Genomic DNA, 19,840 nt, shown 5'->3' with positions numbered 1-19,840 from the left:
AGGATCGAGCGGGAATATGAACGTATTCCAACTAGGGTGGCACCACGGGTATAACTCTCGTCCCTACTATCATGTATAGTAGGGGCGAGAGTTTTTTTCATTTTCATCATTAACGATCATTGGATATTTTATAAGGAATACATAAGGAGGTCTACCTATGGGATATAACATTCCGAGAGGAACACAGGATATTCTGCCTGGAGAATCAGATCGCTGGCAGTATGTTGAACAAATTATGAGAGACACTTGCCGCACTTATCAATATAAAGAAATCCGCACACCGATTTTTGAGCATACAGAACTGTTTGCCAGAGGCGTCGGAGAATCAACGGATATCGTACAAAAAGAAATGTATACCTTCGAGGACCGCAAAGGCAGAAGCCTGACGCTTCGTCCGGAGGGAACAGCTGCTGCGGTTCGCGCTTTTAATGAAAACAAGCTGTTCGCAAATCCTGTACAGCCGACAAAGCTTTATTATGTCGGGCCGATGTTCCGTTATGAACGTCCTCAGACGGGCCGTTACCGCCAGTTTTATCAGTTTGGAATTGAAGCGATTGGTTCGAAAGACCCTGCAATCGACGCTGAAGTAATGGCGCTTGCGATGAGTATTTATGAAAAAGCAGGTTTAGAAAACGTTAAGCTTGTCATAAACAGTCTCGGCGATCAAGATAGCCGCAAAAGCTACAGAGAAGCGCTCGTGAAACACTTCGAGCCTCGCATCGAAGAATTTTGTTCAGACTGCCAGTCCCGGCTGCACACGAACCCGCTTAGAATCTTGGACTGCAAAAAAGACCGAGATCATGAGCTGATGAAATCGGCACCTTCGATTTTGACATATTTAAATGAAGAATCAGCCGCTTATTTTGACAAAGTGAAACAATACTTAAATGATCTTGGCATTTCGTATGAAATCGATCCGAACCTTGTGAGAGGGCTGGATTATTACAACCACACCGCATTTGAAATTATGAGCAATGCGGAAGGCTTTGGCGCGATTACGACACTTGCCGGTGGCGGACGCTACGACGGGCTTGTCGAACAGATCGGCGGACCTGAAGCACCGGGCATCGGATTTGCGATGAGCATCGAACGCTTGCTTGCGGCAATTGATGCTGAAAAAAGAGAGCTGCCTGTTGATAAGGGAATCGACTGCTATATCGTCACACTCGGCGAAAAAGCAAAGGATTATTCTGTTTCATTGGTGTACAAACTGAGAGAAGCAGGCATTTCCAGTGAAATCGATTATGAAAATAAGAAAATGAAAGGCCAGTTTAAAACAGCTGATCGCTTAAATGCCAGATTTATTGCGATTTTGGGTGAAGATGAGCTTGCCCAAAACAAAATCAATGTAAAGGATGCACAGACGGGCGAACAGATTGAAGTGGCACTTGATGAATTTATACATGTGATGAAGGCAAACCAAAAGGGATAAGGAGTGAAACGCATTGTTTGGAAGAACATATTATTGCGGTGATATAACTGAAAAAGCAATTGGCGAATCTGTAACGCTGAAAGGCTGGGTCCAAAAAAGACGAGACCTCGGCGGATTGATTTTTATTGACTTGCGTGACCGTACGGGCATTGTTCAAGTCGTTTTTAACCCTGATGTGTCAAAAGAAGCGCTTGCTATTGCGGAAGGCATCAGAAATGAATACGTGCTTGATATTCAAGGAAAAGTGGTGGCGCGTGAAGAGGGAACAGTTAATCCGAATTTGAAAACAGGCGCGATAGAAATACATGCTGATGGAGTGAACGTATTAAATGCTGCAAAGACACCTCCATTTGCGATTTCTGATCAAGCAGAAGAAGTGTCAGAGGACGTTCGTTTAAAACACCGTTACTTAGATTTGCGCAGACCGGCTATGTTCCAGACGATGCAGCTGCGCCATAACGTGACGAAAGCTGTTCGCAGCTTTTTAGATGAAAATGGGTTTCTTGATATTGAAACGCCGATTTTAACAGGAAGCACGCCTGAAGGCGCACGTGATTACTTGGTGCCGAGCCGTGTGCACGAAGGTGAGTTCTACGCGCTGCCGCAGTCCCCGCAGCTATTTAAACAGCTTCTGATGGTATCAGGCATTGAACGATATTATCAAATTGCCCGTTGTTTCCGCGATGAAGACTTGCGTGCGGACCGCCAGCCTGAGTTTACGCAAATTGATATTGAAATGTCCTTTATGAGCCAGGAAGACATTATGTCATTGGCTGAGGAGATGATGGCAAAGGTTATGCGTGAAACAAAAGGTGAGGAACTTAAGCTTCCTCTTCCTCGAATGACGTATGACGAAGCAATGAACAAGTACGGTTCTGATAAACCGGATACGCGTTTTGACATGCTTTTGACGGATGTGTCTGACATTGTAAAGGATACGGAATTTAAAGTGTTCTCATCAGCTGTAGCAAACGGCGGCGTGGTCAAAGCCATCAATGTAAAAGGCGGTGCCGGCGATTACTCCAGAAAAGACATCGACGCTCTTGGCGCTTTTGCTGCAAACTACGGGGCAAAAGGGCTTGCCTGGGTGAAGGTTGAGGCAGACGGAGTGAAAGGCCCGATCGCTAAATTCTTTGATGAAGAAAAGCAGTCTAAGCTGATTGAAGCACTTGATGCAGCTGAAGGTGATTTGCTGCTGTTCGGAGCGGATCAATTCGAAGTTGTGGCTGCATCACTCGGCGCCCTGCGCTTAAAGCTTGGGAAAGAGCGCGGGCTGATTGACGAAAACCTGTTCAATTTCTTATGGGTCATCGACTGGCCGCTATTAGAGCATGATCCGGAAGAAGGCCGTTTTTACGCAGCGCACCATCCGTTCACAATGCCTGTCCGCGAAGACCTTGAGCTGATTGAAACAGCGCCTGAAGACATGAAAGCACAAGCCTATGACCTCGTCTTAAACGGCTATGAGCTTGGCGGCGGTTCAATCCGTATTTTCGAAAAGGATATTCAGGAAAAAATGTTTGCGCTTCTCGGCTTCTCACCAGAAGAAGCGGCTGAACAGTTTGGATTCCTGCTGGAAGCATTTGAATACGGCGCTCCTCCGCACGGCGGAATCGCACTCGGCTTAGACCGTCTCGTTATGCTTCTAGCTGGACGTACGAACCTGAGAGATACGATTGCATTCCCGAAAACGGCAAGTGCAAGCTGCCTGATGACAGAAGCGCCAGGCGAAGTAAGCGACGCCCAGCTTGACGAGCTTCATCTTTCTATTAAGAAAAAAGTTAAGAACTGAATGTGCAGTTCGATTCTTGAAAATCAAAATCGTCTGTGATATGATTTTGACAAGTTAAATAAAGTCCTGATGTGTTAGTTGTACACCTAGTTTTGACCGAACATTTTTTTGATTTGGGAGCCCGCATTTTTAAATGGCGTACATGCCTCTTTTCATTCGGTAAAGAGGACTTACAAGATTTAAAAGAGGGCACCCACCTGCTGAGAGCGGGTTCAAAACAAAGGAAAGCTGCAACGGCACTATTGGGACTTTATTTTTTGTGCGCAGAAAAACGGCTGCTCATGGATCAGCCATTTTATAGATGAAACCAGAATACGAATGTGGAGTGAGGTTCTTGTTACACCAGTTTTCACGCAATGAATTAGCTATCGGAAAAGAAGGCCTTGAAACGCTGAAAAACAGCACAGTTGCTGTGCTTGGAGTCGGGGGAGTCGGGTCGTTCGCGGCGGAAGCTCTCGCGCGGTCAGGCGTCGGCCGCATTCTGCTTGTCGACAAAGATGATGTCGACATTACAAATGTAAACCGTCAGCTTCACGCGCTGCTTTCAACTGTCGGACAGCCGAAAGTTGATTTAATGAAGGCGCGGATCGCAGACATTAACCCGGAGTGTGAAGTGATCGCGTTAAAAATGTTCTATACGGAGGAAACGTATGAGCAGTTTTTTGACTATGATCTTGACTATGTCATTGATGCGTCAGACACGATTCATTATAAAATTCATTTAATGAAAGAATGTCTGAAACGGGATATTCCGCTCATCTCCAGCATGGGTGCAGCAAATAAAACGGATCCGACGCGCTTCCAAATCGCTGATATCTCAAAAACGCACACTGATCCAATTGCGAAGGTCGTCCGTACGAGATTGCGCAAAGAGGGTATCAAAAAAGGTGTTCAAGTGATTTTCTCTGATGAAAGTCCGATTGTCATTCGGGAAGATGTCAGAAAAGAAGTGGGAAATGACGAAGCGAAAATCCGTAAAGCAAAAATGCCGCCTTCCTCTAATGCTTTTGTGCCGTCAGTTGCAGGTTTGATTATGGGCGGACATGTTGTCATGGATCTATTGAAAGACATTGAAATCAAACGTGTGAAGGATAAATAATGCATAAAAACAGCCTTGATGATCAAGGCTGTTTTTGTTTTATTTTCTTTTCATTAATTTATCGTACACCTGCTTTAAGGCTGATTCGAATTTTCCTGTCTGTTTCGGCTTATAGTATTGCTTATTTTTCAGAGGATCAGGGAGGTATTGTTGTTCGACCCAACCGTTGTCGTAATTGTGCGGGTATTTATAGTCGATTCCTCTTCCTAATTCCTGAGCCCCTTTATAATGCGCGTCTTTTAAATGCTTCGGAACATCCCCAATTTTTCCGGCTCTGATATCTGCCAGGGCCTCATCGATTGCCAGAATGGCAGAGTTTGATTTCGGTGAGAGGCAAAGCTCAATAACTGCGTTGGCCAGCGGGATTCGCGCTTCAGGAAACCCGACTCGCTCAGCGGTCTGAATAGCGTTCAGCACTCTAGGGCCGGCTTGCGGGCTTGCTAAACCGATATCTTCATAGGCGATAACAAGCAATCGTCTTGCGATGCTTTCCAGATCACCGGCTTCAATTAATCTAGCCAAATAGTGAAGAGCAGCGTTGGCATCAGAGCCGCGGATCGATTTTTGAAAAGCGGACAGTACATCATAATGCGCGTCACCATCTTTATCATGAGAAAAGCTTTTTTTCTGCAAGCACTCTTCCGCGGTTTCTAATGTAATATGAATTTCACCGTCTGCTGACTCCTTCGTTGACAACACGGCAAGCTCAAGCGCATTTAAAGCGGAGCGGACATCTCCTCCGCATCCGTGGGCAAAATGCTCCATCGCCTGATCATCAATGGATACAGAATAGGTGCCAAGGCCCCGATGCTCATCATGGAGCGCGCGTTCCAGTGCCTGTTTAATCAGATCAGGTGTTAACGGTTCAAGCTCAAAAATCTGGGTCCGGCTTCTGATCGCCGGATTAATGGCATGATACGGGTTAGCTGTCGTTGCTCCGATCAAAATGATCATCCCGTTTTCTAAATAGGGTAATAGAAAATCCTGTTTTCCTTTATCCAGCCTGTGGACTTCATCCAGAATCAAAATCACTTGGCCGGACATCTTGGCTTCCTGAGCTACGATTTCCATATCTTTTTTATTGTTAATGACAGCATTCAGCTTTCGAAAAGCAATACTTGTTGAACCGGCGATTGCTGTTGCGATTGATGTTTTTCCAATTCCGGGCGGCCCATACAAAATCATGGATGACAAATGTTTTGCCTGGACCATTCTGCCAATAATTTTATCTTCAGCCACCAGATGCTGCTGGCCGATAATATCCTCTATTTTTGTCGGACGCATCCGATATGCCAATGGCTTCATCTATCATCTCTCCTTACTTAATTACAGGGTAACGGAAAACCGTACATTAGAAAAGGGGTAAGGCCCCTTTCCTTCTGCCTCAATGAAAATTCGCTGAAGGTATGTTATAATAACAGTTGGTCTATAAGATAATAAACGGACGAAACATATAGAAATTACCATTATAAATGTGGAAAATCATGAAATAACAGAGGTGTTCATGTTGAAAATATCAACTAAGGGAAGATACGGGCTCACCATTATGATCGAGCTTGCAAAAAAGCACGGTGAAGGCCCGACTTCATTAAAAAGCATCGCACAGACGAATAATTTGTCCGAGCATTATTTGGAGCAGCTGGTATCGCCGCTCAGAAATGCCGGTTTAGTGAAAAGCATCAGAGGCGCATATGGCGGATATGTATTAGGCAGTGAGCCGGATGCCATTACCGCAGGAGATATTATCCGTGTGCTTGAAGGGCCGATCAGCCCTGTTGAAGTGCTGGAAGATGAGGAGCCTGCCAAGCGTGAGCTCTGGATTCGCATCCGGGATGCTGTAAAAGAGGTTTTAGACAGTACAACATTAGAGGATCTTGCCAGCTATACAGACGGAGAGCAAGAAGCTTATATGTTCTATATTTAGATCAGAGGTGTAAACATAATGGAACGGATTTATTTAGATCATGCCGCAACGTCTCCGATGGATGAGCGTGTGCTGGAAAAAATGATACCGCACTTCTCCGGCAGTTTTGGTAATCCATCCAGTATTCATTCATTTGGCAGAGAATCTCGAAAATGGGTGGATGAAGCAAGAGCGCAGATCGCAGCAGAAATCGGAGCGGCAGAGCAGGAGATCATTTTTACAAGCGGGGGAACGGAAGCTGATAACTTGGCGATCATGGGAACCGCACTTGCAAGAAAAGATCTTGGCAGACATATCATCACAACAAAAATTGAGCATCACGCCGTGCTTCACACATGTGAAAAACTTGAGGAAGACGGATTTGACATAACGTATCTGGGCGTTGACCAAAATGGAAGAGTCAGTGCAAAACAGGTGAAAGAAGCACTGCGTGATGATACAATCCTTGTGACAGTGATGTATGGAAATAATGAAGTTGGAACAGTGCAGCCGATCGAAGAAATCGGTGAGCTGTTAAAGGAACACAAAGCTTATTTTCATACCGATGCTGTTCAGGCATTCGGGTTGCTGCCAATTGATGTGAAAAACAGCCATATTGACCTTCTGTCTGTTTCCGGGCACAAGCTCAACGGGCCAAAAGGGACAGGCTTTTTATATGCTAGTAAAGATGTGAAGCTTTCACCGCTTTTATTCGGAGGAGAGCAAGAAAGAAAACGCCGTGCCGGAACCGAAAATGTTCCAGGCATTGTCGGGCTGAAAGAAGCGATCAAGCTGTCAAGTGAAGAACGGGACGAAAAAAACGAGAAGTATCAATCGTTTAAAGCAATCTTTGCCGACACGCTTAGAGATGCAGGTGTGGCATTCGAGATCAACGGGGACAAAGAGCATAGTCTGCCGCATGTTCTGAATCTTTATTTCCCCGGTGTGTCAGTGGAAGCGCTGCTGGTCAATCTTGATATGGCGGGTGTCGCTGTCTCCAGCGGTTCAGCGTGTACGGCCGGTTCAGTCCTGCCGTCACATGTTCTGACTGCTATGTTCGGAGAAGAGAGTGACCGGCTGACGTCCTCTATTCGAATCAGCTTCGGCCTCGGCAATACGGCTGAGCAAGTGAAAACTGCTGCCAAACATGTGGCCGACGTTGTCAAACGGCTGACATAATAAGGCGGCTTAGTAATTGGAGTGAATGAAATGGAAAAACGGCCGGAGGATACAAGAGTCGTCGTCGGCATGTCCGGCGGAGTAGACTCATCTGTGGCGGCCCTGCTGTTAAAAGAACAGGGCTATGATGTAATCGGAATCTTTATGAAAAACTGGGATGATACGGACGAAAACGGTTTTTGCACGGCGACAGAGGATTATGAAGATGTGATCCGCGTCTGCAACCAAATCGGAATTCCGTATTATGCCGTAAACTTTGAAAAGCAATATTATGAGAAGGTATTTCAATACTTCCTTGATGAATATCAAGCAGGCAGAACACCAAACCCGGATGTATTGTGCAACAAAGAAATTAAATTCAAGGCCTTTTTGGAGCATGCATTGTCACTTGGCGCCGACTATTTAGCGACTGGCCACTATGCAAGAGTAGACAGAAGCGGCGGAAAAGTCAGAATGCTGCGCGGCATTGATGAAAACAAGGATCAAACGTACTTCTTGAATCAGCTGACAGAAGATACGCTGAGCAAAGTCATGTTTCCGATCGGCGAACTTCAAAAAAGCCGTGTGCGTGAAATCGCCAAAGAAGCAGAACTTGCAACGGCGACGAAAAAAGACAGTACAGGCATCTGCTTTATCGGCGAACGCAACTTCAAAACGTTTCTCAGCCAATATCTCCCTGCACAGCCGGGCGATATGATGACGATGGACGGCGAAGTAAAAGGCCGCCACGACGGGTTGATGTACTATACGATCGGGCAGCGTCACGGCCTTGGCATCGGCGGAAGCGGCGAGCCGTGGTTTGCGGTAGGCAAAGATCTTGAAAAGAACATCCTCTACGTGGATCAAGGGTTCCATAACCCGCTTTTATATTCTGACAAAATCACAGCAACAAATATCAGCTGGGTGCGTTCGGATATCATGAAGGGCGAAGAGATTTCCTGCACGGCTAAATTCCGTTACCGCCAAGAAGATCATAAAGTAACGGTGCGCATGACTGGCGAGGGTGAAGCGGAAGTCATCTTTGATGAACAAGTCCGCGCTGTAACGCCGGGACAAGCCGTTGTCTTCTATGACGGCGAAGAATGCCTTGGCGGCGGGACAATTGATGATGTGTACAAAGACGGAACAAAATTGTGGTACGTATAAAAGATGAAAAACCTCAACACTGAGTTGGGGTTTTTTAATGAAAGGAAGATGATCGGTGGATTATAATCAACTCGGTATAGAGGCGATGCAGGAAGGCGATTACGAGAAAGCGGCAAAGGCATTTACAAAAGCGATTGAAGAAAATAAAGAAGACGCGATTCCGTATATCAATTTTGCCAACCTGCTTTCATCCGTAAACGAGCTGGAACGTGCGCTTGCGTTTTATGATAAAGCGCTTGAATTAGACAGTAGCGCAGCCACTGCTTATTATGGAGCAGGAAATGTCTATGTTGTAAAAGAAATGTACAAAGAAGCGAAAGACATGTTTGAAAAAGCACTTCGTGCGGGGATGGAAAACGGCGACCTGTTTTACATGCTCGGAACGGTACTTGTCAAGCTCGAACAGCCTAAGCTTGCGCTGCCATATTTACAAAGAGCTGTCGAACTGAATGAAAACGATACGGAAGCGCGCTTTCAATTCGGGATGTGCTTAGCCAACGAGGGAATGCTGGACGAAGCGCTCAGCCAATTCGCAGCTGTGACAGAGCAAGACCCGGGGCATGCAGATGCATTTTATAATGCCGGTGTCGCTTATGCTTATAAAGAAAACCGAGAAAAAGCGCTTGAAATGCTGGACAAGGCAATCGATATCCAGCCAGATCATATGCTTGCGCTTCATGCTAAAAAACTGATTGATCCATCATAACAGGCACAGGAGGAGGGACAGCTCGTGCAGCAGCATCCGGATCAGCTTAAACTGGAGGAAGAGCCCTATTTAAAAGGGACAGTCAACACAGTCATCTATCATAATGACACCAATTTATATACGGTTCTGAAAGTGAAAGTCACAGAGACCTCCGAAGCCATTGAAGATAAAGCCGTATCCGTGACGGGCTACTTCCCTGCGCTTCAAGAAGAAGAGACCTACACGTTTTACGGAAAGATCGTAACCCATCCAAAGTTCGGGCTCCAATTTCAGGCGGAGCATTTCAAAAAGGAGATTCCAACGACTAAGGAAGGCATCATTCAATATTTATCGAGTGATTTATTCGAGGGGATCGGCAAAAAAACAGCTGAAGAAATTGTGAAAAAGCTGGGCGACAGCGCCATTAATAAAATATTGGCTGATGCTTCAGTGCTTTATGATGTTCCCAGACTCTCAAAAAAGAAAGCCGACACGCTGGCTGGCGCATTACAGCGGCATCAGGGACTGGAGCAAATCATGATTTCCTTGAATCAGTTTGGTTTTGGCCCGCAGCTGTCTATGAAAATCTATCAAGCCTATGAATCCGAGACGCTTGAAAAGATTCAGAAAAATCCTTATCAGCTTGTGAAGGATGTAGAAGGCATCGGGTTTGGGAAAGCGGATGAGCTGGGCAGCAGAATGGGTCTTTCGGGTAACCATCCTGAGCGGGTAAAAGCTGCTATTTTGTACACGCTTGAAACGACTTGTCTGTCAGAGGGGCACACGTACATAGAAACGGAACAGCTGATCATTGACACCCAATCTCTGTTAAACCAGTCAGCAAGGGAAGGGCAGCGCATCACAGAAATGGATGCCGCTAACGCGATTATTGCCCTTGGAGAAAATAAAGACATTGTCATAGAAGATGGCCGCTGTTATTTTCCTTCGCTGTTTTACGCAGAACAAAACGTTGCAAAGCGTGTGAAACATATCGCTAGCCAAACCGAATATGAGAACCAGTTTCCCGAATCAGAGTTTTTGCTCGCGTTGGGAGAACTGGAAGAACGGATGAACGTTCAGTATGCCCCCAGCCAGAAGGAAGCGATTCAAAAAGCCCTTTCCTCGCCGATGCTTCTTTTAACAGGCGGTCCGGGAACAGGGAAAACGACGGTAATCAGAGGGATTGTCGAGCTCTATGGAGAGCTTCACGGTGTGTCACTAGATCCGTCAGCTTATAAAAAGGATGAAGCTTTTCCGATTGTTTTGGCCGCTCCGACAGGGAGAGCAGCAAAAAGGATGAGTGAATCAACGGGACTCCCTGCAGTCACGATACACAGGCTGCTTGGCTGGAACGGTGCTGAAGGCTTTACTCATACAGAGGATCAGCCGATCGAAGGGAAGCTGTTAATTATCGATGAAGCCAGTATGCTTGATATATGGCTGGCGAATCATTTGTTCAAGGCGATCCCTGATCATATACAAATCATCATTGTCGGAGACGAAGACCAGCTGCCTTCTGTCGGTCCGGGACAAGTGCTCAGAGACTTGCTGGCATCCCAGGTGATTCCGACTGTGAGACTGACAGACATCTATCGTCAGGCGGAGGGGTCATCAATCGTCGAGCTTGCCCACCAGATGAAAAATGGATTGCTGCCGAACAATTTGACTGTCCCGACAAAGGACCGTTCCTTTATTCGCTGCGGAGGCTCGCAAATTAAAGAAGTTGTTGAGAAGGTTGTCGCTAATGCATTGAAAAAAGGCTATACGGCAAAGGACATTCAGGTCCTCGCTCCGATGTACAGAGGAAAAGCCGGCATTAATGAATTGAATGTGATGTTGCAGGACATTTTAAATCCTCCTAAAGAAAAACGGAGAGAATTGAAGTTCGGGGATGTTGTCTACAGAACCGGAGATAAAATTTTGCAGCTTGTCAATCAGCCGGAAAACAATGTGTTCAACGGAGATATTGGCGAAATCACGTCGATATTTTATGCAAAGGAAAATACAGAAAAAGAAGACATGGCCGTCGTTTCTTTTGACGGCAATGAAATGACATTTACGAAAAAAGATTTTAATCAATTTACCCATGCGTATTGCTGTTCTATTCATAAATCGCAGGGAAGTGAATTTCCGATTGTGGTTTTGCCTGTTGTGAAAGGCTATTATAGAATGCTCAGAAGAAACCTTCTTTATACCGCGATTACAAGAGCGAAGAAATTTCTCATTTTATGCGGTGAGGAGGAGGCGCTGGAGTGGGGCGTGAAAAATAATGATGCAACTGTCAGACAGACCTCCTTAAAAAACAGGCTGTCCGTACAGGTTGAGGAAATGGATGCCGAGCTTGAGGCTCTCCAAAAAGAGCTCCCGTTCAGCGTACACGACGCCAACATTGGCATGGAAGGCATTACACCATTCGATTTTATGAAAGAAGAACAGCAATAAAATGCTCCCGTGCAAGCGGGAGTTTTTTTCATTTGCAGTGGAATTGATTTCATCGTATGAGTCTAAGGCGCAAAGCAAAACCTAAGCCTGTTCAACAAAAGGTGGTTGATCACACTTTGAGAACATGCCATGAAGTAGAAGGATTCCCAGTATACTCAGAACGAACTTCTTGTTATCTCGGGGCAATTTCTGATATTTGTTTTTCTATGAAGGGAGATTGTCTCGGGTTTATTCTTGCACAAAAACGCTTTTTGCATCATCATCATGCGCTATTACGGGCGTGTGATATCTCTTCCATTCTTGATGACCGCATATTGGCTTCGGTCAGTTCAGAACAGCTTTTGCCTCTTCCGAAATCATGCTTCACATACGAGCAGATGAAGATGAAGCTTGTGAAATCGCAAGAGGGCGATATATTGGGGATGCTGGAAGATGTATACTTTTGTTTGGACAGGGGCATAATCGTAGCATATGAACTCTCGGACGGTTTCTTTTCTGACCTGGCGGGAAGCAAGCGCCAGATCCAAAGAGCGGATTCGCTTGTCGAGGTGCGGAAAGACGAGATCGTTCTGAACGGATAGAGGTGTGAGGTATGCTTATATGCCCGAATTGCAAAAGTAAGGATATCGGCAAAATCGGCGTGAACCAATATTATTGTTGGGGCTGTTTTATTGAACTGACAGTGGCGAAAGGGAAGATTGCAACTCATCAGGTGGAAGAAGACGGAACGTTAAGCAGCTTGGATGATTTGTTTTCTGAGGATGAACGCAGCATCAATTTTTAATCATGAAAGGAGATGCGCAGGATGAATCGGACGATGACTTCTCTTTTGGCAATGGGAGCCGGAGCTCTCGTGTACCGAATGGCGACTCAATCTGACATGCTGAATAATCGAAGCATGAAGCGGATGAGAAGAAGAATTACGAAAATGTTTTAATGCAAAAAGGATACTCTCCAAAGAGTATCCTTTTCTATGTTTGCCGGACCTCGAGGCGTCTTGCTGCGAGTGAAAGGCTGTAGTTGACTGCGAAATACATAAGGGCCGCAAGTAAAAAGATCGGGAAAAAATAACTGCCGTCTGCGCTTTGGCCGTTAATAATTTGCGCGTTGTGAATCAGTTCAGGCAGGGCGATCACAACAGCGAGCGATGTATCTTTTAATAAAGAAATAAACTGGCTTACGATGGGCGGAACCATGCGGCGAAGCGCTTGCGGCATAACGATAAAGAACAGGGTCTGTGTATAGCTCAGCCCGGAGGAGCGCGCCGCTTCAATTTGTCCTTTGTCAATTGATTTCAGTCCGCTTCGGATAATTTCAGATAGCATAGCGGATTCAAAAATCGTTAGTGCTGTAATTGCAGCAGCTGTAATTTCAAGCTTAATACCAATTTCAGGAAGGGCGAAAAACGTAAAGAAAATAATTAACAGCAAGGGGAGGTTTCTGATCGTTTCAACGAGAACCGCAATCAATTGAGAAAGAACGGGAACTTTCGCATAACGCAGGGTTCCTGCCATTAAACCGAAGAAAAAGCTCAGAATGATGGAGATGAAAGCAACGTACAAGGTAACGAGAAAGCCATCCCATAAAAATGCTAAATGCTCCTGTGAATAAGCACCGATGAAATCCAATGTAACTCACTCCTTATCAATAGCTTTTTTCCAGCCGTTTTTCCAGATAGTTAACACCGATGCTAAGCGGAATCGTCAGCACTAAGTAAAAAAGCGCCACAAAAATATAAACATCAAATACAACGAGTGTGCTCGACGAAACTAAATCGGCTTGGTACATAAGATCCAATCCGGCCACAACCCCAAGAATCGAAGAGTTTTTGACTAAGTTTAAAAATTGATTGCCTAAAGGGGGAATGACGATTTTGATTGCCTGCGGCAAAATGATATGGAGCATGGCTTGGCTGTAGGTAAAGCCTGACGAGCGTGCCGCTTCCATCTGCCCTTTTGAAACAGACTGGATGCCTGCTCTGATGGCTTCAGCGATAAACGCAGAGGTATAAATGGTGAGAGCAACCGTTCCCGCTTGAAAACCGTCAAGCCTCAGGCCTGCGTTTGGAAGTCCGAAATAGAAAACAAAGGTAATTAAAAGAAGAGGGATGTTGCGGATGAACTCTACATATGCGGTCCCGAGCCATTGCAGCGGCTTAAAGACTGTTATTCTCATAACCGCTACAGCAACGCCGAGGACAAAACTGCCGGCCAGCGCGATAACACTTGCGAGCAAGGTATGGTAAAAACCGTCCATATACATGCCAAAGTTATCGAAAAGAATTGACACATTCATCAGCCTATTCACTCCTTATCAAATTGGGATGAGCATCGCCTGCTCATCCCGGGATGGTTGTTATTCAGCTGGGTCTTCTTTAATCCATTTTTTGTAAATTTCATCGTATCTGCCATCCGACTTCATCTTTTTAAGTGAAGCGTTGATTTCTTTCGCGAGAGCCGATTGCCCTTTTTTCACGGCGATCCCGTAAGGCTCATCTGTAAAAGGCTTTCCTGTTAATTGATAATTTTTATTTTCATCAGCCATTCCATATAAAATCGCATTATCTGTGGTGAGGGCATCGCCTTGCCCCGATTTAAGGGCTGTAAAGGCTTCTGCGTAGTTTTCAAATTCTAAAACCGATGCTTCAGGCGCCTTTTCACGAATGTTTTGAGAGGAGGTGGAGCCTTTTACTGCAAGAACTTTTGAGCCTTTGCCAAGATTCTCGACACTCTTGATTTTGCTGCCTTTTTTCACGAGAAGCGATTGCCCGGCCTCGAAATAGACATCAGAAAAGTCAACTTCCTTTTTTCGTTCATCAGTGATCGTCATTGTGGCGACAATGGCGTCGATATCGCCGTTTTGCAGCATAGGAATCCTTGTTTTTGAGGTGACCTCTTTAAATTCAGCTTTTTTCTCATCACCTAAAATGTCTTTAGCGATTTGTTTGGCAATATCAATATCAAAACCCTCAATCTCACCTGAGCTTGGATTTTTAAGACCGAACAGTCGAGTGTCCGTTTTTACGCCGAAGACAATTTTGTCATTGTCTTTAATGGCGGCTAGCGTATCTTTTTTGCTCTCCTTTGAGGCTTCTCCGTTTGATCCCTTGCTGCCGCAAGCGGCAAGCAAGATGACAGCGAATAAAGAAATCAATGCTAAAGAAAAAATCTTTTTCATACAAGCTCCCCCATTTCTGTTTTAATGATTTAAAATACGGCTTAAGAATAAGCGGGCCCGTTCTTCCTTCGGGTTCGCGTAAAACTCAGCCGGCACTGCTTCTTCTAAAATTTTTCCTTCGTCAATGAAGACAATCCGGTCGGCAACTTCTTTGGCAAACCCCATTTCGTGTGTCACGACAACCATTGTCATGCCTTCTTTGGCGAGAGTTTTCATGACATCTAGCACCTCGCCGATCATTTCAGGATCAAGTGCTGATGTCGGCTCGTCAAACAGCATGACCTCCGGCTTCATCGCCAGTCCTCTTGCGATGGCAACACGCTGCTGCTGCCCGCCGGAAAGCTGGGAAGGATAGGCGTCAGCCTTGTCTGGGATGCCGACTTTTTCAAGATAGTACCGCGCCGTTTCCTTTGCTTGTTCAGGTGATTGTCTAAGCACTTTTACCGGAGCCAGCATGATGTTCTGCAGCACTGTTTTATGCGGATATAAATGAAAGTGCTGAAACACCATCCCGATATTCCTCCGCACTTGATTGATATCAGTTTTTCTGTCGTTAATGGCGGTGCCGTTTACTGTGAGCACTCCCTCATTGATCGTCTCAAGTTTGTTGATGCATCTGAGCAATGTGCTTTTACCGGAACCGGATGGGCCGATGATAACAACGACTTCCCCTTTTTCGATTTGAAGATTAATTTGTTTTAACGCGTGAAAATCTCCGTAATGCTTGTTTACATTTTGAAATGTGATCATCGCAATCCTCCTATCAGAAATTTGACTAAAAAGTATACATGAAATCAAACTTTTCTGAAAATTAAATGCGGAAAAATGTCCATGACTTCTGGCTGACTAAAGAAACATAAAGAATAATTCCGTGTAAACCTCAAAAGATATAGGTGAGGTGAAAGCAGATGCTCCAAAAACCGGTGCAGCTTTTGTTGTGGGTGGCTATTTGTTTGCTGGTTCTGTTAACAGTCTATGTCTTTTTTATGCTTGATATGTTATGGTCACCCTTTTGGTTCGTCATAAAAACGATCTTTATTCCCTTGATCATTTCTATTTTTATATCTTATTTATTGCTTCCGGTCACGGAATGGCTGCATAGCAAAGGATTGCCTAGGACTTTGAGCATCTTGGTCATTTATGTTCTTTTTTTTGGCGGGATTGGCTGGGCGTTGTATAAAGGGGTGCCTGTTTTAATCGTGCAGCTGACGGATTTGTCAGAAAATATACCCATGTTTGCCGAAACGTATAACGGGCTTCTTCTTCATGTGCATAACCATACGGATGACTGGCCTGATGGTATGCATCACCGTATAGATAAAATGATCCGCCAGACGGAGGCGTTTTTTGCGGGAACGATCGAGGGTGCGATCAGCGGGATCCGCAATGTGCTTGATTACTTCTTAATTGCTGCAACAATCCCTTTTCTCGTGTTTTATATGGTGAAGGACATTGAGTTAATGAAAAAGACAGTATGGTACTTGACTCCGAAGTCGTGGAGAAAGCGGGGCAGCGCCTTTTTGCGGGATGTGGATGATTCGCTTGGCGATTATATCCGCGGCCAGCTTTTGGTCTGCTTGATTCTTGGCGTGATTGCAGGCATTTCGTTCTGGGTATTTGGGCTTCCATATCCGCTGATACTTGGCCTTATCTCTGGAGTAACGAATGTCATCCCGTATTTTGGCCCTTTCATTGGAGCTGTTCCTGCATTGTTAATTGCGATGACGATCTCAGTGAAGGCGGTTCTTGTTGTGGTGATTACGGTGTTTATTCTGCAGTTTATGGAAGGAAATATCCTCAGTCCGTTCATTGTCGGCAGAAGCCTTAAAATGCATCCGGTCGTTATCATGCTTGCACTCCTTGCCGGAGGGGAGCTTGCGGGAATCGTCGGGATGATTCTGGCTGTTCCTGCGACGGCTGTTTTAAAAGTAATGATGATCCATTTTTTGCGGATGAGGACGGAGCATTGACATCGGCGTGCCGCTTGTCTATAATTTCTCGTAGAATACATACGAATCTCGAGTGACGGATCTGAGTACGCCGAAGCCCTGTTAAAGAGAGAAGCTCCATAAGCTGAAAGGAGCTTTATCAGAAGATCGGAGGAAGCTAATCCTGAGTGCAGTTAATCACTGCCGCTTATCCTGCGTTACAGGGTTAAAGGTGACGGGCGCATGAATGCCCGTAATCAGGGTGGTACCGCGAGACAGCTCTCGTCCCTGTGTAAACGTTGGTTTGCATAGGGGGAGGGCTTTTTTGCTGTCACTGAAGAGAATTTCGATTTTTATAGAGGAGGAAATACAATGAAACACTTAACTTCTGCGGAAGTGCGTCAAATGTTTTTGGATTTCTTTAAAGAAAAAGGACATGCGGTAGAGCCAAGCGCGTCATTAGTGCCTCATGAGGATCCTTCACTGCTTTGGATCAACAGCGGTGTTGCGACGCTGAAAAAATATTTTGACGGCCGTGTCGTGCCGGAAAATCCAAGAATCGTAAACGCTCAAAAAGCGATCAGAACAAACGATATAGAAAATGTAGGTAAAACTGCGCGCCATCACACTTTCTTTGAAATGCTCGGAAACTTTTCCATCGGCGATTATTTCAAAGAAGAAGCCATTACATGGGCTTGGGAGTTTTTAACGAGCGACAAGTGGATTGGCTTCGACAAAGAGCTTCTCTCTGTTACGGTTCATCCTGAAGATGAAGAGGCATATGAGTTTTGGGCGAAAAAAATCGGTATTCCTGAAGAAAGAATTATCCGTCTGGAAGGGAACTTCTGGGATATCGGTGAAGGGCCGAGCGGACCGAATACGGAAATCTTTTACGACCGCGGTGAAGCATACGGTAATGATCCAGAAGATCCGGAGCTTTACCCAGGCGGGGAAAACGACCGTTACCTGGAAGTATGGAACCTTGTGTTCTCAGAGTTCAACCATAACCCTGACGGCACGTACACACCGCTTCCAAAGAAAAACATTGATACAGGCATGGGTCTTGAAAGAATGGTATCTGTCATCCAGAATGTTCCGACAAACTTTGACACCGATTTGTTTGTTCCGATCATTAAAGCAACAGAATCGATTTCTGGTGAAACATATGGCAAAGACAATGTGAAAGACACTGCGTTTAAAGTGATTGCCGACCATATCAGAACGGTTGCCTTTGCTGTCAGTGACGGTGCGCTGCCGTCAAATGAAGGCCGCGGCTATGTATTAAGACGCTTATTACGCCGTGCCGTGCGTTATGCCAAAACGATCAACATCCATCGTCCGTTCATGTTTGATTTAGTGCCGGTTGTCGCAGAAATCATGGCTGATTTCTATCCTGAAGTGAAAGAGAAAGCGGATTTCATCGCAAAAGTCATTAAAACCGAGGAAGAACGCTTCCATGAGACCCTTAATGAAGGGCTTGCGATCCTGTCAGAAATGATCAAAAAAGAAAAAGACAAGGGCAGCAGCGTTATCTCAGGTGCTGATGTGTTTAAACTGTATGATACGTATGGATTCCCGGTTGAATTGACTGAAGAATACGCAGAAGACGAGAACATGACGGTTGATCATGAGGGTTTTGAGGAGGAAATGAACCAGCAGCGTGAACGGGCAAGAAACGCCCGCCAGGATGTCGGCAGCATGCAGGTGCAGGGCGGCGCACTGCGCGACGTGACAGATGAAAGCACATTTGTCGGCTACTCTCAAACCAAAGCTGATGCCAATATCATTGTGCTTCTTCAGGACGGCCAACTAATCGAAGAGGCTCATGAAGGAGAAAGCGTTCAAATCATTCTTGATGAAACACCGTTCTATGCAGAAAGCGGCGGCCAAATCGGCGATAAAGGCTATCTCCGAAACGAGCAGGCCGTTGTAAGAATTAAAGATGTTCAAAAAGCGCCGAACGGCCAGCATGTGCATGAAGGTGTTGTAGAGAGCGGTACTGTTCAAAAAGGCCTGCATGTTACGGCTGAAGTTGAAGACCATATGAGAAGCGGCGTCATTAAAAACCACACGGCAACGCATTTATTGCATCAGGCTCTAAAAGATGTTCTTGGAACTCATGTCAATCAGGCGGGCTCTCTTGTAACGGAAAACCGTCTTCGTTTTGACTTCTCGCACTTTGGCCAAGTGACAAAAGAAGAGCTCGAACAAATTGAAAGAATCGTAAACGAAAAGATCTGGGCGAGCATCCCGGTCAGCATTGATTTGAAACCGATCGCTGAAGCAAAAGAAATGGGTGCGATGGCACTGTTCGGCGAGAAATATGGCGATATTGTCCGTGTCGTTCAAGTTGGAGATTACAGCTTAGAGTTGTGCGGCGGCTGCCATGTCAGAAATACAGCAGAAATCGGCTTGTTTAAAATCGTTTCTGAATCCGGAATCGGAGCAGGCACAAGACGGATTGAAGCTGTAACGGGACAAGGCGCTTACGTCGAAATGAACAGCCAGATTTCTGTATTGAAGCAAACCGCTGACGAGCTGAAAACAAATATCAAAGAAGTGCCGAAACGGGTTGCGGCTCTGCAGGCTGAACTGAAGGATGCACAAAGAGAAAATGAATCTCTTCTTGCAAAACTAGGCAACGTGGAAGCAGGAGCAATCCTGTCGAAAGTAAAAGAAGTTGACGGCGTAAACGTGCTTGCGGCAAAAGTAAATGCAAAAGACATGAATCATCTCCGCACTATGGTCGATGAACTCAAAGCAAAGCTTGGCTCTGCGGTGATCGTGCTTGGTGCGGTACAAAACGATAAAGTTAATATCTCTGCCGGAGTCACAAAGGACCTCATTGAGAAAGGCCTTCACGCCGGCAAGCTGGTTAAACAAGCTGCGGAAGTTTGCGGCGGAGGCGGCGGAGGCCGTCCGGACATGGCGCAGGCAGGCGGTAAACAGCCGGAAAAATTAGAAGAAGCTTTGGCTTCTGTAGAAGATTGGGTGAAATCCGTTTTATAATTCGCCCATGTAGTGTAGAATGATGGTAAGATTAGGACCCCAGGCTGA

At 45.5% G+C, this 19,840-nt stretch carries 18 protein-coding genes, 1 other RNA gene and 1 other annotated feature (1 of these 20 only partly in view); of the genes, 14 read left to right on the top strand and 5 right to left on the bottom strand.

Annotated features, from left to right (window positions below; genetic code table 11):
- Positions 1 to 68: a binding site (T-box leader), on the top strand (it extends 165 nt beyond the left edge of the window).
- 89 nt (positions 69 to 157) lie between these two features.
- The 4 genes from hisS to NYE53_RS13605 all read left to right on the top strand — a co-directional run bounded on the left by hisS (position 158) and on the right by NYE53_RS13605 (position 4,323).
- The gene (gene hisS / locus NYE53_RS13620) at positions 158 to 1,432 is read left to right on the top strand and encodes a histidine--tRNA ligase (RefSeq protein WP_014480430.1); all 1,275 of its coding nucleotides are present in this window, start codon (positions 158 to 160) and stop codon (positions 1,430 to 1,432) included.
- A gap of 13 nt (positions 1,433 to 1,445) precedes the next feature.
- Positions 1,446 to 3,224, top strand: a complete 1,779-nt coding sequence (aspS, locus tag NYE53_RS13615; RefSeq protein WP_339245148.1) for an aspartate--tRNA ligase — start codon at positions 1,446 to 1,448, stop codon at positions 3,222 to 3,224.
- A 60-nt stretch (positions 3,225 to 3,284) separates the two neighbouring features.
- A non-coding RNA gene (gene ssrS / locus NYE53_RS13610) (6S RNA) lies at positions 3,285 to 3,477 on the top strand.
- An 81-nt stretch (positions 3,478 to 3,558) separates the two neighbouring features.
- Positions 3,559 to 4,323, top strand: coding sequence for a tRNA threonylcarbamoyladenosine dehydratase (locus NYE53_RS13605; protein ID WP_014477514.1), 765 nt, complete (start codon positions 3,559 to 3,561; stop codon positions 4,321 to 4,323).
- A 39-nt stretch (positions 4,324 to 4,362) separates the two neighbouring features.
- On the opposite strand, the gene NYE53_RS13600 is transcribed toward NYE53_RS13605, so the two are convergent.
- Entirely contained in the window at positions 4,363 to 5,628 is a 1,266-nt protein-coding gene (locus NYE53_RS13600; protein WP_015714437.1) for a replication-associated recombination protein A, read from the bottom strand.
- Positions 5,629 to 5,830: 202 nt separating this feature from the next.
- Between NYE53_RS13600 and cymR the strand changes: the two genes are divergently transcribed.
- The 8 genes from cymR to NYE53_RS13560 all read left to right on the top strand — a co-directional run bounded on the left by cymR (position 5,831) and on the right by NYE53_RS13560 (position 12,615).
- Positions 5,831 to 6,247, top strand: a complete 417-nt coding sequence (gene cymR / locus NYE53_RS13595) for a cysteine metabolism transcriptional regulator CymR (protein ID WP_003225879.1) — start codon at positions 5,831 to 5,833, stop codon at positions 6,245 to 6,247.
- 18 nt (positions 6,248 to 6,265) lie between these two features.
- Positions 6,266 to 7,405 (top strand): cysteine desulfurase family protein, encoded by a 1,140-nt coding sequence (locus tag NYE53_RS13590; protein WP_339245144.1) that lies wholly within the window; start codon positions 6,266 to 6,268, stop codon positions 7,403 to 7,405.
- Between the two features lie 30 nt (positions 7,406 to 7,435).
- Complete coding sequence (gene mnmA, locus NYE53_RS13585) at positions 7,436 to 8,551, top strand: tRNA 2-thiouridine(34) synthase MnmA (protein ID WP_339245141.1); 1,116 nt, start codon at positions 7,436 to 7,438, stop codon at positions 8,549 to 8,551.
- An 85-nt stretch (positions 8,552 to 8,636) separates the two neighbouring features.
- On the top strand, positions 8,637 to 9,257 hold the full coding sequence (locus tag NYE53_RS13580; protein WP_339248547.1) for a tetratricopeptide repeat protein: 621 nt from the start codon (positions 8,637 to 8,639) through the stop codon (positions 9,255 to 9,257).
- Positions 9,258 to 9,281: 24 nt separating this feature from the next.
- On the top strand, positions 9,282 to 11,678 hold the full coding sequence (locus tag NYE53_RS13575; RefSeq protein ID WP_339245138.1) for an ATP-dependent RecD-like DNA helicase: 2,397 nt from the start codon (positions 9,282 to 9,284) through the stop codon (positions 11,676 to 11,678).
- 56 nt (positions 11,679 to 11,734) lie between these two features.
- On the top strand, positions 11,735 to 12,259 hold the full coding sequence (locus tag NYE53_RS13570) for a hypothetical protein (RefSeq protein ID WP_080010572.1): 525 nt from the start codon (positions 11,735 to 11,737) through the stop codon (positions 12,257 to 12,259).
- A gap of 11 nt (positions 12,260 to 12,270) precedes the next feature.
- The gene (locus NYE53_RS13565) at positions 12,271 to 12,462 is read left to right on the top strand and encodes a hypothetical protein (protein ID WP_003225893.1); all 192 of its coding nucleotides are present in this window, start codon (positions 12,271 to 12,273) and stop codon (positions 12,460 to 12,462) included.
- 21 nt (positions 12,463 to 12,483) lie between these two features.
- Entirely contained in the window at positions 12,484 to 12,615 is a 132-nt protein-coding gene (locus NYE53_RS13560) for a YrzQ family protein (RefSeq protein WP_003229780.1), read from the top strand.
- A gap of 34 nt (positions 12,616 to 12,649) precedes the next feature.
- On the opposite strand, the gene NYE53_RS13555 is transcribed toward NYE53_RS13560, so the two are convergent.
- From NYE53_RS13555 to NYE53_RS13540, 4 genes are read right to left on the bottom strand one after another with little or no spacing between them, the layout of a single operon-like run.
- Positions 12,650 to 13,306, bottom strand: a complete 657-nt coding sequence (locus tag NYE53_RS13555; RefSeq protein WP_339245135.1) for an amino acid ABC transporter permease — start codon at positions 13,304 to 13,306, stop codon at positions 12,650 to 12,652.
- 16 nt (positions 13,307 to 13,322) lie between these two features.
- Positions 13,323 to 13,973, bottom strand: a complete 651-nt coding sequence (locus tag NYE53_RS13550) for an amino acid ABC transporter permease (protein ID WP_038829647.1) — start codon at positions 13,971 to 13,973, stop codon at positions 13,323 to 13,325.
- A 60-nt stretch (positions 13,974 to 14,033) separates the two neighbouring features.
- Complete coding sequence (gene glnH, locus NYE53_RS13545; protein WP_015384233.1) at positions 14,034 to 14,855, bottom strand: glutamine ABC transporter substrate-binding protein GlnH; 822 nt, start codon at positions 14,853 to 14,855, stop codon at positions 14,034 to 14,036.
- A gap of 21 nt (positions 14,856 to 14,876) precedes the next feature.
- Positions 14,877 to 15,605 carry an amino acid ABC transporter ATP-binding protein gene (locus NYE53_RS13540; RefSeq protein WP_015384232.1) on the bottom strand — a complete coding sequence of 243 codons (729 nt, stop codon included), beginning with the start codon at positions 15,603 to 15,605 and terminating at the stop codon, positions 14,877 to 14,879.
- A gap of 158 nt (positions 15,606 to 15,763) precedes the next feature.
- Here NYE53_RS13540 and NYE53_RS13535 point away from each other — a divergent pair, with 158 nt between their 5' ends.
- Positions 15,764 to 16,825, top strand: a complete 1,062-nt coding sequence (locus NYE53_RS13535; RefSeq protein ID WP_339245132.1) for an AI-2E family transporter — start codon at positions 15,764 to 15,766, stop codon at positions 16,823 to 16,825.
- A gap of 330 nt (positions 16,826 to 17,155) precedes the next feature.
- Entirely contained in the window at positions 17,156 to 19,792 is a 2,637-nt protein-coding gene (gene alaS / locus NYE53_RS13530; RefSeq protein WP_046160680.1) for an alanine--tRNA ligase, read from the top strand.
- Positions 19,793 to 19,840: the final 48 nt, after the last annotated feature.

The sequence above is a fragment of the Bacillus sp. FSL R5-0523 genome, from assembly GCF_037975295.1.
GTDB lineage: Bacteria > Bacillota > Bacilli > Bacillales > Bacillaceae > Bacillus > Bacillus subtilis.
The sequence above is the reverse complement of the archived record's forward strand: the minus strand, read 5'-3'. Positions and strand labels throughout refer to the sequence as shown.

What these genes read in the sequence shown, in the direction of transcription:
- NYE53_RS13570 (WP_080010572.1), top strand. Translation starts at nt 11,735, where the DNA reads ATGAGTCTAAGGCGCAAAGCAAAACCTAAGCCTGTTCAACAAAAGGTG.
- NYE53_RS13600 (WP_015714437.1), bottom strand. Translation starts at nt 5,628, where the DNA reads ATGAAGCCATTGGCATATCGGATGCGTCCGACAAAAATAGAGGATATT.
- NYE53_RS13590 (WP_339245144.1), top strand. Translation starts at nt 6,266, where the DNA reads ATGGAACGGATTTATTTAGATCATGCCGCAACGTCTCCGATGGATGAG.
- NYE53_RS13540 (WP_015384232.1), bottom strand. Translation starts at nt 15,605, where the DNA reads ATGATCACATTTCAAAATGTAAACAAGCATTACGGAGATTTTCACGCG.
- NYE53_RS13565 (WP_003225893.1), top strand. Translation starts at nt 12,271, where the DNA reads ATGCTTATATGCCCGAATTGCAAAAGTAAGGATATCGGCAAAATCGGC.
- glnH (WP_015384233.1), bottom strand. Translation starts at nt 14,855, where the DNA reads ATGAAAAAGATTTTTTCTTTAGCATTGATTTCTTTATTCGCTGTCATC.
- NYE53_RS13580 (WP_339248547.1), top strand. Translation starts at nt 8,637, where the DNA reads ATGCAGGAAGGCGATTACGAGAAAGCGGCAAAGGCATTTACAAAAGCG.
- alaS (WP_046160680.1), top strand. Translation starts at nt 17,156, where the DNA reads ATGAAACACTTAACTTCTGCGGAAGTGCGTCAAATGTTTTTGGATTTC.
- NYE53_RS13535 (WP_339245132.1), top strand. Translation starts at nt 15,764, where the DNA reads ATGCTCCAAAAACCGGTGCAGCTTTTGTTGTGGGTGGCTATTTGTTTG.
- mnmA (WP_339245141.1), top strand. Translation starts at nt 7,436, where the DNA reads ATGGAAAAACGGCCGGAGGATACAAGAGTCGTCGTCGGCATGTCCGGC.
- NYE53_RS13550 (WP_038829647.1), bottom strand. Translation starts at nt 13,973, where the DNA reads ATGAATGTGTCAATTCTTTTCGATAACTTTGGCATGTATATGGACGGT.
- NYE53_RS13560 (WP_003229780.1), top strand. Translation starts at nt 12,484, where the DNA reads ATGAATCGGACGATGACTTCTCTTTTGGCAATGGGAGCCGGAGCTCTC.
- hisS (WP_014480430.1), top strand. Translation starts at nt 158, where the DNA reads ATGGGATATAACATTCCGAGAGGAACACAGGATATTCTGCCTGGAGAA.